This window comes from Thiopseudomonas sp. SA1F2-1K (genome assembly GCF_057443035.1).
This window is the reverse complement of sequence record NZ_CM172014.1, coordinates 1,118,072-1,134,618: the sequence shown is the minus strand read 5'-3', so window position 1 is coordinate 1,134,618 and position 16,547 is coordinate 1,118,072. Positions and strand designations below refer to the sequence as shown.

Genomic DNA, 16,547 nt, shown 5'->3' with positions numbered 1-16,547 from the left:
TGCTTAATCGTGATGACCTTCTTTTTGCAACCCCATAGAAAACACGATGAACTTTAGCCTTTATCAGCTACTGTTGATTAGCCTGGTGTATTTAGGCTGCTTATTTGGCGTGGCGTGGATCAGCGAACGGGGCTGGATTCCGCAAAAGATTCAACAACACCCAGCCATTTATGTCTTATCTCTGGGAGTTTATGCCAGTGCTTGGGCATTTTATGGCTCGGTGGCGCTAGCCCATCAATACAGCTATGGCTACTTGGCGATTTATCTGGGTATTTCTGGCGCTTTTTTCTTATCTCCAGTTCTACTGCATCCATTTTTACAGTTAGCCCGCAAGTATCAGTTAACCTCATTAGCCGATGTGTTTGCCTTTCGTTATCGTAGCCAAGGTGTAGGCACACTGACTACCTTAGGCTTACTGATAGGTTGCTTACCGCTGTTAGCTCTACAAATTCAAGCTGTTGCTGAAAGCATTCAATTACTAAGCCCACAATTACCACCCTTGGCATCAGCGTTAATTTTTTGTATCGCAATTGGCTTATTTGCCATTTTGTTCGGTGCCAAGCAGGTGGCTTCAGGGGAGAAACATGAAGGTTTAGTCTTTGCTATGGCCTTTGAGTCTTTACTCAAAGTCATCGCTTTACTGTTGATTGGCGGCTATTTGCTGTTTCAAGTACTGGGTGGGCTTTCTGGATTAGAGACTTGGCTACACACCCATCAAGCTCAACTAAACGCCCTACATACCCCATTACAAGATGGTCCTTGGCGCACCTTATTATTGATATTTTTTGCCGCTGCAATTGTGATGCCACACATGTATCACATGATTTTTACCGAAAATAAAAATCCGCGGGCAATGAATACTGCCAGCTGGGGCGTCCCTTTGTTACTGCTCTTACTGAGCTTACCGATTCCGATTATTTTATGGGCAGGGTTAAAACTTAATTTAGCCGCTGAGCCACAGTACTTTACTTTGGCGATAGGAATTCATTTAGAGCAACCCATGTTGGCCTTGCTGGCTTATACCGGTGGCTTGTCGGCGGCCAGTGGCTTGATCATTGTATTAACCCTCGCTTTATCTGGCATGCTGCTAAACCATGTTTTACTGCCGCTGTATCAACCCAAGCACACCACTAATATTTATCGCTGGTTACGCGGTGCAAGACGCTGGTTAATTATTGCGCTGTTAATGCTGGCTTTTGTATTTTATTTATTGTTACAAGCAAGACACAGTCTTTCCCAGTTGGGGTTAATTTCATTCGTCTCTTCCCTGCAGTTCTTGCCCGCTGCTCTGTCAGTCCTGTATTGGCCTGCGGCTAATAAAAAAGGTTTTATTGCTGGGGTGACCTTAGGCTTAATCACCTGGTTTGTGTGTTTGCTGCTACCTACCTTTATTCCTTTAGAACAACTAGGCTTAGGTCATTTTAATTTTTCGGATTCTATTACCGACAATAGCTGGCACCTAGCTGCTATTTTTGCCTTGCTGGTTAATACCCTAACCTTTGCCGGCGTCTCGTTATTTAGCAGTCGTAGCGTTGAAGAAACGCTAGCGGCCGAAACCTGTTGCATCAATCAGGCGCGCCAGCATTTGCATAGCGAATTAGAGGCAAGCTCTGCACAAGACTTTGCCACCGCACTAGCCAAACCCTTAGGTGCCGTCACCGCTCAACGAGAGCTGGAGCAGGCCTTACGTGAGCTGGAATACAGCTACGATGAACAACGTCCTTTTGCCTTACGCCGCTTACGCCAGCAATTGCAAGTGAATCTATCTAGCTTGATGGGCCCCAGTATTGCACAAGAAATTATTAGCAGTTTTATTCCCTATAAAAAACAAGCCCACAGCTTTCGTAGTGAAGACCTGCATCTAATTGAATCACGCTTAGAAGACTACCAGTCACGCCTAACCGGTTTAGCTGCAGAACTTGATACCTTACGTCGCTTTCACCGACAAACCTTGCAAGATTTGCCTTTGGGTGTTTGCTCACTGGCTAAAGATCAGGAAATTTTCATTTGGAATAAAGCCCTTGAGGTCATGACCGGAATAGCCGCTTCACGGGTGATAGGCTCACGCTTAGACGCTCTAGATGAGCCCTGGCGCAATATTTTGCTAAACTTTTATCTCAGCCAAGAAGCTCATTGGTATAAATATCCGCTTAAAAGTAACTATGAGTCCCGTTGGTTAAATTTACACAAAGCAGCGATTGATGATTCGCCCAACCAGCACTATCAAGCCAAGGCCGTGGTACTCCTGATTGAAGACACCACTGAAACCCAGCGCCTAGAAAGTTATTTAGAGCATGCGGAGCGTTTAGCCTCAATCGGGCGCTTAGCTGCTGGAGTGGCCCATGAAATTGGTAACCCGGTTACCGGCATTGCCTGCTTAGCCCAAAACCAGCTGACCGATTATGCCAATGACCCAGAAATTCTAGAAAACAGCCAGGCTATCTTAGAGCAGACCCAGCGTATAACGGCTATTGTGCAATCTTTGATGAACTTCTCCCATGCCGGTGAGCAACATGCCATCACGCCCTATGCCGCGTGCTCTATTAGAGCGGTTTGCCAGCAAGCCATTAGCCTATTGGAATTGAATAAAGCAGCCAAGGAGGTGCACTTTGTTAATCTATGTGCAACTGAACATAATGTCTTGGGTGATCAGCAACGTTTAGTCCAGGTTATGGTTAACCTGTTAAGCAATGCCCGTGATGCAAGTCCTGTTCTTGGGGGGATTACCTTGCGCTCGCGCCTGAAGGGTTCTTATATTGAATTGCAGGTTGAGGACCAGGGGCATGGTATTGAGCAGGCGCACCTTAAACGAATTTTTGAGCCATTTTTTACGACCAAAGATCCTGGCCAAGGCACAGGGTTAGGCATGGCAATGGTGTTTTCGATTATTGAGCAGCACCAAGGTAAAATTGACATTATCAGTCCTGCTCTACCCGAGCAGCAAAAAGGCACACGAATTATCATTCAGTTGCCTGCGGCCTTAACCGCGAGTCCATTACTGCCTGTTACTCAGGCGGTGAATTTTGAGGTATAAAGTGTTGTGATGCAGTCTATTTTAATTGTTGAAGATGAAGCCATTATTCGGCGGGCGCTAAAGCGGCTCTTGGAGCGAAATCATTACTCCGTTCTTGAAGCAGGTACCGTGGCTGAAGCCCAAGCGCTGCTTAATACTCAGACTGTGCAATTAATTATTACCGACTTGCGTTTACCTGGCGCGCCAGGCACTGATTTAATTGAGATTGCAAAAGATCTGCCGGTATTGATTATGACTAGCTACGCTAGTTTACGCTCAGCGGTTGACTCAATGCGCCAAGGAGCGGTCGATTACATTGCTAAGCCCTTTGACCATGACGATATGCTCAGTACTGTTGCGCGTATTTTACAAGAAGCCAATAGCCCAGTAAAAACTCAAGACCGCCTCACGACTTCCCCCGAAACAGCAAACTCCAGCCTTGCCAGTAAACTGAACATTATTGGCAGCAGTGCGGTGATGCAGGCACTGTTTAACAAAATCATGAAAGTGGCACCAACTGATTCCAACGTCTTGATTTTAGGTGAGTCAGGTACTGGTAAGGAGTTAGTGGCTAGAGCCATCCACGAGCACTCTAAACGCGCTCAGGGGCCATTAATTAATGTCAACTGCGCCGCTATTCCCGAGTCTTTGATTGAGTCAGAGCTGTTTGGCCATGAAAAAGGCGCCTTTACTGGTGCTAATCAAGCCCGTGCCGGATTGATTGAGGCAGCCAATGGCGGCACTTTATTTTTGGATGAAATTGGTGAGTTACCGTTAGAAGCTCAAGCACGGTTATTACGGGCAATTCAAGAAGGAGAAGTGCGGCGCGTTGGTTCGGTTAACTCAATTAAGGTCGATGTCCGCTTTATGGCTGCCACTCACCGCGATCTTAAGTCGCGGGCTCAAGCGGGAAGCTTTCGTGAAGACTTGTATTACCGCTTGCATGTGATTGCGCTGCATATTCCTGCACTACGCGAACGCGGGTCAGATGTGATCGAACTGGCAGAAAAGCTATTGCAGCAGCAGCTAGCTAAAACCGATGCAGCGGCCTTAAGCTTCAGCCCTGAGGCATTGCAGCTGTTACAAAACTATCCATGGCCTGGCAATGTGCGCGAACTAGAAAATGCTATTGAGCGAGCAGTCATTCTATGTGATGAGCCACAGATTACTCCTGATTTACTGGGTATCGAGTGGTCACCCCCAGCTAAAGCTGGCAATCTTGAGGCAAGTGCCACCTCTGAACCATCCCCTGCTGACAACTTATCCCTAGACGATTACTTTTATCAGTTTGTAATCAATAATCAGCAACAAATGACCGAAACCGAGTTAGCTAAACAACTCGGTATTAGTCGTAAGTGCTTATGGGAACGGCGACAGCGTTATGGTATTCCGCGGCAAAAATAAGCAGCGTGTTTAATCATGCGGACTTGTTTGCTGTAACGGCCTCACCCAAAACAGTTCGTGCCGCCGTACAGCTTTACGAAAAAACTCATTATCACCAGTAACAGGCCAACGACGACCCAGCAATAGCTTTTGCAGGTTTCGACGCAGACGTTTTTTCAACGGCAATGACCCTTGCAAATCATGCTGCATCGCTAGTGCCAATGCTTTATCTAGTTGTTGTTCCACGCTTAGTACATAGCTCCAGAGCTCATCGGCGGGTAACGCTGCATCGGTTACTGGCGGCAAGGCAACGCCCTCTCCGGCATTGCCCATCGGCCAGCGATCATTGTCTGCTAAATGATTGGCATACAGCAGTAAGCCCTGTACCGAATGGGGTTGCTGGGCTAGCGCCTCTTGCACGGCAGCAGTCGCAGCAATATGGTCGCCATGGGGATCTAGCTCTGGGTGCGGGGTAACAATAAGCTCTGGCTTAAAATCAGCGATAAGCTGTGTAAGATCGGCAATCAAGTTTTCCCAACTGGGCACCCCGTTTGCATCGCTTGGTAATCGGCAGACATTCATCTGGCGTACGCTACGGGTATCTGCCTCGCCAGACTCTTTAGAGCCAAATGCTTGGCTTGGCTGCTGCTGCATTGCTTGTAACTGCAAGCAATAATAGCCCAGCTGTACACAATGGCTGGTGGGTACTCCACCCCATAGAGGAATGGCCATGCTATCCCAGCTACGCAAGCGCCCTTTGAGTTTAGCAGCTGCTTTAGGAGCTAAACCCAGTTGCTGATAGGTTTCTGCCTCTATCTCACCTTGAGTTAAAGTCACCAACGAAACATCTGCGGCTTGACTGTATAAGCCAAAGGCAGCCAGTTCGGCATCATCAGCATGGGGAGCAATAAACATAATCCGCCGCTGACTCAAGTCTTGAACCGGCCAAGCTACGATCGGCCCATGCAGCTGAACCTGACAAAAACGTGTACTCAGCGGCAAGCCGTGCTCAACCAACTCTGACAATTGCCCAGTTAAATTGAGATAGCGCACCCCACAGACTCCCCGCTCAAACGTTTGTCGATCGCAGCCCACAGTTAGCACTGGATCAAATAGGCGACCTAACCAGCTGCTGCGTAAATGAACTGCAAGTACCAAAGTACTGCCTGCCCCAATTGACCCGGGCAACGCCTGTGCTAGCTGCAGTCTGCCATCTTGTAACTGACAGGCCAGCTGCTGGCTATACTCTGGAAACTGATAGTGATAATCACTGCGCGGCGAGTAAAACAAGTGATCGGCAAACCAAGCCTCATGGATGACCCACGTCAGCACTAAAGCTAACGGCAGCAACCACAGGCTATAGAATGCACTGAGCAGCACTAAAACTGTCAGCAGCAATAACAAACTAAGGCGTTTTTTACGCCGAAACTGCTGGAGTAACTGTTGTTTTTTACTCGACATAACACCACCTTAGCGGGTGAAATAAATAGCTGACGAATGGCACCAACGCTGCTTATAGGCTTGCTCATCACGGCCAAAAGAATAGCGCAGCGTTTTACCGGCTGCCTTGGCTAATTGCCACTCGGCTTGGGTATTGATAAAGCTCAACACGCTGCCTGGACTGAAGTCCTTATGATCTGGCGCAACGCCGCCATTGACGTACTCAACACTGATCCACTGCGGTGACTGCACCTTGTATAGAATTTGAATCGCAATCGGTTGCTCCGCTAAATACAACACCGAGCCAGTCATAAACTCATCCAACAAAGTAAATACTTCACTGAGGTGCTGTTTACCGGGCACATCAAAAGACCAACGCCGTTCAAATAGCTGGCTATAAATAGTGGCCCGCTCGACCGGAGTGAGCTGCTGTATGTCACGGACTTGCCCGCCGGCTTCTTCTAGTAGACGCAGTTCACGGCGCTGGTTATAGCGAAATTTTTTACTGTAATCTTCAGGCGCTCGGGCCAGTGCTAAACCAAAGGGATGGGCCTGTGTTTGTTTAATCTGCGCCGCACTGCGCTCAGACAGGTTTTCTGCCTTAAAGCGCAAGTCAATGTGGGCGCCCTCGGCCATGGGTAAAATCACTTCGGCGTTGCCCAAATCAAATAAGCCACGCTTGCCTTTGCGCTTAAGCACCGCTTTAGCTAGCGCTAAGTGTTGGCCCCATGTTGGAATCGCTGCTTGCAGCGCTCCGCTGGCCGGCCAGCCTAAATAACGTACCGGAATTTCGGCCAGCAAAGCTAAGCGCTCAACAATACGCGGATGAGTGATCACACTGCCGCCCCATTGTTCCCAGCAATGGGCATATTCGGCAGGGCTAATTTCTCGCCAGCCGCGCTCGCGATATGCACGAAACATTCCTAACATGAGTTGTATTCCAGTACGTTACGATTAAAAGCCACAAATTCTAACACAGCCACCGCAGGTTGTTTTTCTCATCCCTACAGCGCCCCCTGCTTTAGTCGGTAACTCTCTAGATTCGAACTCAGTTAGGCTTAACCGATTATTTTTTAGGATATGCATTATGTCGACCGAGCCTATTACCTTAGAGATTTTAGCCAATCATGTCGGGGTTATTACCCTTGATAATCAATCGTCACGCAATAGCCTATCACTGGCTATGTTGCAAGAGTTAGAGCAACGATTACTCGAAGCTGAACAGCATCCAGCGATCCATGTACTCATTATTAGAGCCAAAGGTCCAGCCTTTAGTGCAGGCCACAACCTTAAAGAAATCCAGCAAGCTTTTGGTGACCCAAAGCAGCATCAAGCGCTATTTGATCAGTGCAGCAAAGTCATGCAGCAAGTAGTGAACTTAGACTTACCAGTGATTGCCGAGGTGTCAGGCGTTGCCACCGCGGCAGGCTGCCAGCTTGTAGCTTCTTGTGATCTAGCAGTTGCCGCAGAGAGTGCGCGCTTTGCTACCCCAGGCGTTAATATTGGCTTATTTTGCTCAACGCCGATGGTGGCGCTATCTCGGGTGGTTAGCCCCAAGCATGCACTGGAAATGCTGCTCACCGGCGAGATGATTAGTGCAACGCAAGCCGTTGCAATAGGGTTGATTAATCATGCCGTGGACAACTCCTCGCTTGCAGACTTTACCGTGGCCTTAGCTGAAAAAATTGCCAGTAAATCACCTGCCACCTTAAAGCTAGGTAAACACGCTTTTTATCAGCAACTGAATATGCCGTTAACTGAGGCCTATCGTTATACGGGACAGGTGATGGTGGATAATTTAACCCAAGCCGATGCCATTGAAGGAATTGATGCCTTTATCGCCAAGCGCCCAGCTCAATGGCAAGCCAAACAATAAAGATAACAGCTAGCCAAAAACACCTATCGGGTTTACATTGGCTAGCTTCTTTTACTGCTTAGAATCGATACCCTGTTATGAGCCTTCACTATTCCTATGATGTGTTAATTATCGGTAGTGGTGCCGCTGGTTTAACTGCAGCGCTCAATCTACCGGCTAGCTATAGCATTGCCATTCTCAGTAAAGGCTCTTTGCATGCAGGCTCTACTTACTGGGCCCAAGGCGGCGTTGCTGCGGTACTGGATGAAGGCGATACGGTAGAGTCGCATATTCAAGATACTTTAGTTGCAGGCGCTGGTTTGTGCGATGAAGACGCGGTGCGTTTTACCGTGGAAAATAGTCGCGCGGCTATTCAGTGGTTAATTGATCAGGGCGTGCCCTTTACTAAAAATGATGGTGCCCCCTTAGATAGTCGTTCTATTTTAGACTTTCACCTCACCCAAGAAGGCGGACATAGCCAGCGACGAATTATTCATGCCGCTGATGCGACCGGCGCGGCTATCTTTACCACCTTACTGGCTAATGCAAAACAACAGGCAAATATTGATTTCTTTGAGCATCAAGTAGCGATTGATCTTATTACTCAACCATGCAGCGTTAATCCTTCAGCCAAACGTTGCGTCGGTGCCTATGTGCTAGATGCCAGCACCAATCAAGTAGCCACTTACGCCGCCAAACAAGTGATTTTGGCCACAGGTGGCGCAGCTAAGGTGTACTTATATACCAGTAACCCAGATAGTGCGACTGGCGATGGTATCGCGATGGCTTGGCGTGCCGGTTGTCGGGTGGGCAACTTAGAATTTAATCAGTTTCACCCTACCTGCTTATATCATCCGCATGCCAAGAATTTTTTAATATCTGAAGCTTTACGCGGTGAAGGCGCTTATCTCAAGCTGCCATCAGGTGAGCGCTTTATGCCGCAGTATCATCCTAAGGCCGAGCTTGCGCCCCGTGATATTGTGGCCAGAGCCATTGACCATGAAATGAAAAAACGGGGGCTAGACTCCGTTTACCTCGATATTTCGCATCAACCAGCGGACTTCATTAAAGCACACTTCCCGACGATTTATCAGCGTTGTTTAGACTTTGACATTGATATTACTAAGCAACCCATTCCAGTAGTGCCAGCCGCTCACTACACCTGTGGTGGAGTCTGGGTGAATCAGCATGGACAAACCGATCTTGCAGGGCTGTATGCCATTGGTGAAACTAGTTTTACCGGTTTGCACGGAGCTAATCGGATGGCCAGCAACTCCTTGCTTGAGTGCTTTGTCTATGCTCGCTCGGCGGCTCAACATATTATTCAGCACCCCGTTGCTACGCCTTACCCAATTCCCGCTTGGGATGCCTCACAAGTAACTGATTCTGATGAGGACATTATCATCGCCCATAACTGGGATGAGTTACGCCGTTTTATGTGGAACTACATTGGTATTGTGCGTACTGATAAACGTATTTTACGGGCGCAGCACAGGATTAAGTTATTACAGAGTGAAATTCAAGATTTTTACTCTAACTACAAAGTCAGTAAAGATTTACTGGAGCTAAGAAACTTAGCCATTGTGGCCGAATTAATCATTAATTGCGCCCTTGCCCGCAAAGAAAGTCGCGGCTTACATTACACTCTCGATTATCCTGATACATTAGCCAAAGCGATCCCTACACTGCTTACGCCAGATAACTATAAGCTGAGTGATCACAGCCTTAATGATGAATAATCGCTCGCGAAAAACGGAGCCTGACTCTTAATTGGCGGTGCTGTTGGGAGTTTAGTGAATCGGCAGGAATAACCAGCGAACGCTTAAAGTATTGATTAGGCAGCCGGTACAGTACAACTACTAACCAAGGCGTGACCACCGTTTCGCCGTAGACTTGGATTGGGTGACTAAGCGCAGGATTTTGCGCCGTAGCAAGATGCCATTGCTGGGCAGAATAACTGAGGGTTTTACCTGTTGAGCGGGCTAACTGCATTTCCCAGATACTGGCTAGTATTGCTGCGACATATACCCCGAACAAACTCCATGACCATTGCAGTAAAAAACTGCTCATTAAAAGCAGTACTAGACTACAAATGCCCAACAGCCTTCTACACTTAGAAGGCTGTAGGGTTATACTGAAAGTGTTATGGGTTTTGGGCACGCGTTAAAATCATATCAACCATATATTTTAAATCGCTATCTTCAGGAGAATTGCGTCGCATGAACCAACCGAACATATCCTGATCTTCACAGCTTAACAGCTTGCGATAGCGCGCTTGATCTTCAGCAGATAGCTCTGGATAGACCTCTTTAACAAAAGGTACTAGCAGCACATCTAGCTCAAGCATGCCGCGGCGACTATGCCAAAACAGGCGATTTAATTCAGTTTGTGAAACCTTTGTATTTGAATCCATAAGTAACTCCCCTTAGCGAATGAGCTAAGTATAGGCGACAACGTGCCTAAGCGCACTCGCTACTAAAATAGCGAGTATGATGAGTGAAAATCAGCAGAACTTATTAAGTGAGATTTGAGTAATGAGCCAAGCATATTTTACCCTGCTTTCTGAACAAGGTGTTTTATCGGTCAAAGGCAGTGATGCCAAAAAGTTTTTACAAGGTCAGATCACCTGTAATCTCGACTATGTACATGATAACCGATCCAGCTTAGGCGCGAGATGCAATCCTAAGGGACGCATGATCTCAAACTTTCGCGTGCTGCAGGTCGCAGAAGGTTATTTATTAGCCATGGATCACTCTTTAGTTGACCTGCAAATTGAAGAGTTAAAAAAATACGCGCTTTTTTCTAAATCGAGCTTAAGCAATGTTTCTGCAGAATGGGCTCGCTTTGGTTTAGTCGATGCTGAGGCCACACTTCAAGCGTTAGGCCTAGAGCTGCCTTATGAAAGTAATAGCGTAGTGCATTTAAATCACCTAACAGCAGTACGCGTGAGTCCTAGCCTTATCGAATTATGGTGCCCTGCAGATGAAGCCAGTTGTTTAACCAAGCGCTTAATCAGTCACGGTGCAACTGAAAGCGACACTAATATATGGCATTTGGGGTTAATCAGTGCAGGTATTGCTTATATTACTGAAGCAACCAGCGACAGCTTTATTCCACAAATTTTTAACTTACCTGCATTGGACGCAGTCAGCTTTAAAAAAGGCTGCTATAGCGGCCAAGAAATTGTGGCAAGAATGCAATACCTAGGCAAATTAAAGCGTCATTTATTTCGCTTTGCTCTCAACAGTGAGGATTTGCCTGCAGCGGGCACCCGGGTATTTTCAGTGGACAAAAACAATGCCATTGGTGAGGTCATTATCGCAGCACTCAATCCAGCGGAATCAGTGGTTGAATTATTAGCGGTCGCATTAGAAGAGTCGGCACTGCAAGGTAGCGTACGCTTAGGAGCTATTGATGGACCAGAACTGCTGCTGTTACCGTTACCCTATGCTAATAACCCTGAAGAAGAAATTAAAAGGTAATACAGCGACGTTAGCCTGACTAAAACAGCGTAACACTAACGCCAACTAGCGCGCTAAGCCGCTGCTGACACTTAGAACTCCTGACGAAGAGAGCATTATGTCCTCTAAACTTGAACAACTAAAGCAACATACCGTCATTGTGGCTGATACCGGTGATTTACATGCGATTCAACGCTTGCAGCCACAAGATGCTACTACTAACCCATCATTATTACTAAAAGCAGCAGCACTTGAGCCTTATCAGGCCTTAATCGAGTCGATTAAGCAAAAGCATGCTACTGATCTACAGGCAGCCACTGAAGCCTTTGCGGTCGCGGTGGGCAGTGAAATTGTGCAACAAATTCCTGGGCGCATTTCAACCGAAGTGGATGCACGCCTTTCATTTGATACCGAAGCAACCTATCAGGCAGCATTACGCTTGATTACTGCTTATCAAGCTGCTGGAGTAGAAAAAGCGCGCGTCTTAATTAAGATTGCCGCCACTTGGGAGGGAATTAAAGCGGCGGAGCGCTTAGAACAGCAAGGTATTCAGACCAACCTCACCTTGATATTTTCGATGGCACAGGCAATTGCCTGTGCTGAAGCAGGAGTTTATCTAATCTCCCCGTTTGTTGGACGCATTTATGACTGGCATAAAAAACGTTCAGGAATTGATTATCAGGGTGCTGAAGACCCAGGCGTGCAATCGGTAAGCCGAATTTATCAATATTATAAGCAGCACCAATACCCCACCATTGTGATGGGCGCTAGCTTTAGAAATATCGGACAAATCGAACAACTGGTCGGTTGCGATCGTTTAACTATTAGTCCTGAGTTAATTGAGCAGTTAGCTGCACAATGTGGTGAATTGACACCTCAATTAACTGTGCCGAGCTTGCAAGAGCGACCACCAGCAATGACCGAAGCCGCATTTCGTTGGGCTCATAATGAAGATGCTATGGCAACCGAAAAATTAGCTGAAGGCATTCGCCAGTTCGCCCAAGATCAAATCAAGCTCGAAGCGTTGTTTAGTTAAAGCTAAAAAGGCTCTGCCGCTAACTCAACGGCAGAGCCTTTAATTTAAGCGGCAGGAATTCCCTTACGCTTCATAAAGGTTTCAACGTAGGAGCAACTGGGGTGCACCTTGAACCCCTGCTCTTCTGCATAAGCTAAAGCCGCTTCGGTCAAATCTGCGGCCACGCCACGCCCTCTTAATTCATCTGGTACAAAGGTATGATGAAAATCTAAGGTATCCTCATCGATGGTTCGATAATCTAAATGGGCTCTATGCCCATCTACTGTAGTTTCAAAGCAAAGCTTGTCTGCATTATGACTTACGTTATTAATATCACTCATAAAAACTCCGCTATTAATTGATCAAATGAATAGGCTCAGTATTTGCTAAGGCCTTAGGTGAATGCAAGACGACTAATTACTCAATGGTCACTGCAGTTCCACTGGCTGAGACCATGAGCATGCCGTTATTTTGACCTAGCACTTCAAAGTCTAAATCAACGCCAACCACTGCATTAGCGCCCAGTGCTGCAGCGCGCTGCTGGAGTGAACCCCTAAAGTTGGACTAAACTTTCAACTGGAAGGGTTCACAATGAAAAGACCGAAACACACCAAAGCTTTTAAAATAAACGCGGTACGAAAATACCTTAAAGGGCATTTAAGTAGTGCTGAGTTTTCAAAAAAATACTTACTTAATGACGCAACATTAAAGCGATGGGCTGATCGTTATAAACAGCATGGTAAGTCTGCTTTTGATGTCGAACTGAAGGTATCAACCCGATATGATGCTAACTTTAAGCGATCTGTCTTGCAGAGAATGGAAGAAGATGAGCTAACTTATTCTGCTACTGCCGCTTTATTTAACCTGGGTAGTCAGTGCACCGTGAAGCGCTGGCAGAGGCTTTACGAGCAAGGTGGCATTCATGCTCTTAAATCAAAAGGTGAGCGTATGGCTGCGAAGGTAAATAAACCCAAAGACTCTAACGCTGATGAAAAACGCACTCCAGAGCAGCAGGCCCTGGCTAAAGCGCTTGAAGAGATAGAGTACTTGCGTGCGGAGAATGCTTATCTAAAAAAGTTGGACGCCTTAATGCAAAGCAAAAAGTCAGCGCCAAAGAAAAAACGATAATTGTTGATGCATTAAGGCAGGAGCATGCTTTAAAACTGCTGCTGCGTGCAGCACAGCTTGCGAAAAGCACGTTCTATTATCAGTTGCAGTGTTTGCAGCGACACGATAAAGATGCGCAGCTAAAGGTAGATATCAGCGAGCTTTACCAGCAACACAAGCAGCGCTACGGCTACCGTAGGATAACGATGGCTTTACGCTTAGCGAAAAACTTAATCGTTAATCACAAGAAAGTGCTGCGTCTTATGAACGAACTTAATCTAGAAGCTGTCCGCCCCAAACGTAAATATATTTACCTGCAAGGCTCAGCTAAAGGTGCTGCAGTCAAAAATATTTTAGCTCGAAAGTTTAAAGCGAAAGAGCCTGACTCCAAGCTTGCCACAGACATTACAGAGCTTAAGTTCAAGGGTAAAAGATACTATCTATCGCCGATAATGGACCTGTTTAATCGTGAAATAACAGCGTTCACGATCTCAAAACGGCCTACCTATAGCCTTGTAGAGGAGATGCTCAACCAAGTAATACCGCAGCTTGATAGCAGCAAGACAACGCTTCTGCACTCAGATCAAGGTTGGCATTACCGCATGTATGACTTTAAAAGGTCGTTGGCTAACGCCAACATCACTCAAAGCATGTCTCGCAAAGGTAATTGCTACGATAATGCAGCCATGGAAAGTTTCTTCGCTACCTTTAAAAAAGAGTTCTTTTATCGTTTCAAGGGCAAATCAGAAAAATCACTGATGAAGGAAATAAAAGATTACATTAGCTACTATAACAACGAACGAATCATGCTTAATTTAAAGATGAGCCCTGCTCAATACAGAGCTCAGTACCTAAGTAAAAGCGTGGCTTAAGAGTCCAAGAAAAGGGGTTCACTCCACTGCTCTAGCTCTTGCAAAGCAATACTGCGCGCTTTTTGTAGCTCTTTTTCGTAGGTAGCTGAGCGGCCACCGACAATATCTCGGACACTGGCAAACAAGTCTTTAAATAGATTGGCGCCTAAAATAGCCTCACCCACCACAATACCGTGATAATGAGTAATGCGTTGACCTTCTACCGATTGCGTTGTGGTCACAATCATTTTCGTTACTCCTGTGACTTGCTTTATTTACCTGGCTTCGCAACCAGCGATTGCTGGTTTGACCATCAAACCAATAATTTATTCCCTGCTGGCTTTGTGACTAATCATTAAGAATAGCCTCTAACAATCCACTGTTACGCTTGACTGAACGCTGTATTGCTTGAGAAAACACTCCGCGGACTGGCTCAATTAAGCTGAATTTTTGTTTCGCCCGAGTAATGGCGGTATAGACCAGTTCTTTAGTTAACACTGGGTTTAATTGCTCAGGCAAGATCAGTGCGGTATGGGTAAATTCCGAGCCTTGGGATTTATGTACGGTCATCGCAAATACCGTTTCCACTGCACTTAAACGACTGGGTAGCAACCAGCGCACTGCGCCACTGCCATCATTTTTAGCAAAGGCTACCCTTAAGCTCAGCCCTTCACTGACTCGGCCTTGCTGGGTAAAGGTCGGCACGTAGAGTGCTATGCCCACATCGCCATTCATCAGGCCTAAGCTATAGTCATTTTGAGTGATCAGCACCGGTCGGCCTTCGTACCAACCATACGGCTGATGAATAAGCTGCATTTTGGCCAAACGTTCAGCAATGCGCTGATTGAGTTGCTCAACACCGTATTCGCCCTTACGCACCGCTGCCAATAGTTGAAACTGGCTAAAGTCGTTTAAGACCTCTGCGCTCCACTGTTGCCATTGATTCACATCGGAACAGGCTTTGTCAGGACGTTTAGCTTTTAGCTGCTCTAAATAATACGCATAACCCAAACGCTGAGAGTTACCTGAGGCAACGCCGTTAATCACAAACTTCAGCAGTTCATTGCTGCTGATCGCTGATAAATGCAACAACTCTTGATTGCTTGGCCTAATTAATAGCTGTTCAGCCTGAGTTGCTTCTGCTTGATTAACCGCAGTGGCTAACTGACCAATTTCAGAGTCGGCAAAAAAGCGCCTTGAATGACGCAACATAACGGTATGCTGCGCCAGTAAGTGCTGACCTGAAACCAAGCCTTCACTGGCGATTGGCTCCCCTGTAGTAGCCGACAGTTGCTCGATTAACTCTGGCGCATAATAACCTTGCTCAGCAAAGTGACAGAGATCCCCCAGCACTGCACCCGCCTCAACTGAAGCCAGCTGATTTTTATCGCCTAGCAGAATCAGCTGGGCATGCACTGGCAGCGCTTGCAGCACGCTATACATCATCTCTAAATCAATCATTGAGGCTTCATCAATCACCAACACATCTAGCATCAGTAAGTTATCTTGATTGTGCCTAAAGGCTCGGCTTTCAGGTTGACTACCCAGCAACCGGTGCAGAGTCAGTACTTCTTTCGGAATTTGTTGCTTAACCTCTGCCGCAATCGGCAATTGCTCAATTTGAGCGCCAATGGATTCTGTTAACCGAGCCGCAGCTTTACCGGTTGGCGCCGCTAATTGAATTCTTAAGGGTTGCTTTGGATTATGTTGTAACGCCACCTGTTGCAATAGTGCCAGCAAACGCACCACTGTGGTGGTTTTGCCAGTTCCCGGACCGCCAGTAATCAAGGTGAAAAATTGCTGACTGGCTAAGGCGCAGGCGATTTTTTGCCAGTCCACCACGGGTTGCCCGTTGATGACACTCTTTACGGAGAATAAGCGATGTAATAACTCGGTTAAATTCTCTGGTTGAGTTTTTGCCTGCCCCATACGCTGCTTCAAACTGGCGGCTAACTGCTGCTCGTACTGCCAAAAGCGCTGGGTATACAGACGAGTGCCATTTAAATGTAACGGCTGCTGCGTAGAGAATGCCAATGCCTGTTCAATTTGCTGCAGCCATTGCTCCAGAGTAACTTGACTCAGCACGGTGGATGGTAATAATGGCTGAATTATTCGTCCATTGCCTTCAGGCGGTAAAGACAAAGCAAAGTCGGGATGACTCAAGGTTTCGTCCAGCAGCAAACAGACATGCCCACGCCCTTGTTGATGACTGACCAAAGCGGCGGCCAAAACAAATAACGGCGAGGCGCTAGGGTATAAGCTGGCAATAAACTGAGCAAACACGTTATCTAGCGAGCGTAACCAATCCAGTGCTTGCCAATGCTGCAATAGCCTAAACACCGATTCATGGCTGGCCAAATAATCGAAAGGCTCGCTAGGGTCTGGCGACACGGACTGAAAAATATCTAACTGCTGCATATCC

15 protein-coding genes and 1 pseudogene are annotated in these 16,547 nt (G+C 46.8%); 8 read left to right on the top strand and 8 right to left on the bottom strand.

Features of this window, described 5'->3' with window-relative positions:
- The first annotated feature begins 46 nt into the window (after nt 1-46).
- Both AC2T15_RS05450 and AC2T15_RS05445 read left to right on the top strand, forming a co-directional pair.
- Nucleotides 47-3,034 (top strand): ATP-binding protein, encoded by a 2,988-nt coding sequence (locus AC2T15_RS05450; RefSeq protein ID WP_486778938.1) that lies wholly within the window; start codon nt 47-49, stop codon nt 3,032-3,034.
- A 9-nt stretch (nt 3,035-3,043) separates the two neighbouring features.
- Complete coding sequence (locus tag AC2T15_RS05445; RefSeq protein WP_053102355.1) at nt 3,044-4,417, top strand: sigma-54-dependent transcriptional regulator; 1,374 nt, start codon at nt 3,044-3,046, stop codon at nt 4,415-4,417.
- Between the two features lie 9 nt (nt 4,418-4,426).
- On the opposite strand, the gene AC2T15_RS05440 is transcribed toward AC2T15_RS05445, so the two are convergent.
- Nucleotides 4,427-5,857, bottom strand: a complete 1,431-nt coding sequence (locus AC2T15_RS05440; RefSeq protein WP_486778937.1) for a PIG-L deacetylase family protein — start codon at nt 5,855-5,857, stop codon at nt 4,427-4,429.
- 9 nt (nt 5,858-5,866) lie between these two features.
- A complete protein-coding gene (locus tag AC2T15_RS05435) occupies nt 5,867-6,766 on the bottom strand; it encodes a GNAT family N-acetyltransferase (protein WP_486778936.1) in 900 nt (299 codons plus the stop codon).
- A gap of 157 nt (nt 6,767-6,923) precedes the next feature.
- Here AC2T15_RS05435 and AC2T15_RS05430 point away from each other — a divergent pair, with 157 nt between their 5' ends.
- Both AC2T15_RS05430 and nadB read left to right on the top strand, forming a co-directional pair.
- Nucleotides 6,924-7,712: an enoyl-CoA hydratase gene (locus AC2T15_RS05430; RefSeq protein ID WP_486778935.1), complete on the top strand. Its 789-nt coding sequence runs from the start codon at nt 6,924-6,926 to the stop codon at nt 7,710-7,712.
- A 77-nt stretch (nt 7,713-7,789) separates the two neighbouring features.
- Entirely contained in the window at nt 7,790-9,430 is a 1,641-nt protein-coding gene (gene nadB, locus AC2T15_RS05425; RefSeq protein WP_286593650.1) for an L-aspartate oxidase, read from the top strand.
- Here nadB and AC2T15_RS05420 read toward each other — a convergent pair.
- Nucleotides 9,417-9,851: a protein YgfX gene (locus AC2T15_RS05420; RefSeq protein ID WP_486778934.1), complete on the bottom strand. Its 435-nt coding sequence runs from the start codon at nt 9,849-9,851 to the stop codon at nt 9,417-9,419. The two genes, nadB and AC2T15_RS05420, sit on opposite strands and share 14 nt — an antisense overlap.
- Complete coding sequence (locus tag AC2T15_RS05415; protein ID WP_053099510.1) at nt 9,835-10,104, bottom strand: FAD assembly factor SdhE; 270 nt, start codon at nt 10,102-10,104, stop codon at nt 9,835-9,837. The genes AC2T15_RS05420 and AC2T15_RS05415 overlap by 17 nt, the downstream gene beginning before the upstream one ends.
- Nucleotides 10,105-10,225: 121 nt before the next feature.
- Between AC2T15_RS05415 and ygfZ the strand changes: the two genes are divergently transcribed.
- A complete protein-coding gene (gene ygfZ, locus AC2T15_RS05410) occupies nt 10,226-11,173 on the top strand; it encodes a CAF17-like 4Fe-4S cluster assembly/insertion protein YgfZ (protein WP_486778933.1) in 948 nt (315 codons plus the stop codon).
- Between the two features lie 97 nt (nt 11,174-11,270).
- Complete coding sequence (gene tal, locus AC2T15_RS05405; RefSeq protein ID WP_286593652.1) at nt 11,271-12,188, top strand: transaldolase; 918 nt, start codon at nt 11,271-11,273, stop codon at nt 12,186-12,188.
- A 44-nt stretch (nt 12,189-12,232) separates the two neighbouring features.
- Here the strand turns inward: tal and AC2T15_RS05400 are convergent, their stop codons facing one another.
- The gene (locus tag AC2T15_RS05400; protein WP_053102348.1) at nt 12,233-12,508 is read right to left on the bottom strand and encodes a GNAT family N-acetyltransferase; all 276 of its coding nucleotides are present in this window, start codon (nt 12,506-12,508) and stop codon (nt 12,233-12,235) included.
- Between the two features lie 76 nt (nt 12,509-12,584).
- Nucleotides 12,585-12,704, bottom strand: a pseudogene (locus tag AC2T15_RS05395) (heavy metal-binding domain-containing protein); the annotation flags it as partial.
- Between the two features lie 54 nt (nt 12,705-12,758).
- On the opposite strand from AC2T15_RS05395, the gene AC2T15_RS05390 reads away from it, so the two are divergent.
- Both AC2T15_RS05390 and AC2T15_RS05385 read left to right on the top strand, forming a co-directional pair.
- Entirely contained in the window at nt 12,759-13,295 is a 537-nt protein-coding gene (locus AC2T15_RS05390; protein WP_373331822.1) for a helix-turn-helix domain-containing protein, read from the top strand.
- Nucleotides 13,292-14,146 (top strand): IS3 family transposase, encoded by an 855-nt coding sequence (locus AC2T15_RS05385; RefSeq protein WP_350325120.1) that lies wholly within the window; start codon nt 13,292-13,294, stop codon nt 14,144-14,146. The genes AC2T15_RS05390 and AC2T15_RS05385 overlap by 4 nt, the downstream gene beginning before the upstream one ends.
- Here AC2T15_RS05385 and AC2T15_RS05380 read toward each other — a convergent pair.
- A complete protein-coding gene (locus AC2T15_RS05380) occupies nt 14,143-14,373 on the bottom strand; it encodes a heavy metal-binding domain-containing protein (RefSeq protein ID WP_486778932.1) in 231 nt (76 codons plus the stop codon). The genes AC2T15_RS05385 and AC2T15_RS05380 overlap by 4 nt on opposite strands.
- Nucleotides 14,374-14,473: 100 nt before the next feature.
- Complete coding sequence (recD, locus tag AC2T15_RS05375) at nt 14,474-16,543, bottom strand: exodeoxyribonuclease V subunit alpha (protein ID WP_486779022.1); 2,070 nt, start codon at nt 16,541-16,543, stop codon at nt 14,474-14,476.
- Nucleotides 16,544-16,547 lie beyond the last annotated feature (4 nt).

Excerpts from the sequence above, each read along its gene's own strand:
- AC2T15_RS05450 (WP_486778938.1), top strand. The coding sequence starts at position 47 with ATGAACTTTAGCCTTTATCAGCTACTGTTGATTAGCCTGGTGTATTTA.
- AC2T15_RS05445 (WP_053102355.1), top strand. The coding sequence starts at position 3,044 with ATGCAGTCTATTTTAATTGTTGAAGATGAAGCCATTATTCGGCGGGCG.
- AC2T15_RS05440 (WP_486778937.1), bottom strand. The coding sequence starts at position 5,857 with ATGTCGAGTAAAAAACAACAGTTACTCCAGCAGTTTCGGCGTAAAAAA.
- AC2T15_RS05435 (WP_486778936.1), bottom strand. The coding sequence starts at position 6,766 with ATGTTAGGAATGTTTCGTGCATATCGCGAGCGCGGCTGGCGAGAAATT.
- AC2T15_RS05430 (WP_486778935.1), top strand. The coding sequence starts at position 6,924 with ATGTCGACCGAGCCTATTACCTTAGAGATTTTAGCCAATCATGTCGGG.
- nadB (WP_286593650.1), top strand. The coding sequence starts at position 7,790 with ATGAGCCTTCACTATTCCTATGATGTGTTAATTATCGGTAGTGGTGCC.
- AC2T15_RS05415 (WP_053099510.1), bottom strand. The coding sequence starts at position 10,104 with ATGGATTCAAATACAAAGGTTTCACAAACTGAATTAAATCGCCTGTTT.
- ygfZ (WP_486778933.1), top strand. The coding sequence starts at position 10,226 with ATGAGCCAAGCATATTTTACCCTGCTTTCTGAACAAGGTGTTTTATCG.
- tal (WP_286593652.1), top strand. The coding sequence starts at position 11,271 with ATGTCCTCTAAACTTGAACAACTAAAGCAACATACCGTCATTGTGGCT.
- AC2T15_RS05400 (WP_053102348.1), bottom strand. The coding sequence starts at position 12,508 with ATGAGTGATATTAATAACGTAAGTCATAATGCAGACAAGCTTTGCTTT.
- AC2T15_RS05390 (WP_373331822.1), top strand. The coding sequence starts at position 12,759 with ATGAAAAGACCGAAACACACCAAAGCTTTTAAAATAAACGCGGTACGA.
- AC2T15_RS05380 (WP_486778932.1), bottom strand. The coding sequence starts at position 14,373 with ATGATTGTGACCACAACGCAATCGGTAGAAGGTCAACGCATTACTCAT.
- recD (WP_486779022.1), bottom strand. The coding sequence starts at position 16,543 with ATGCAGCAGTTAGATATTTTTCAGTCCGTGTCGCCAGACCCTAGCGAG.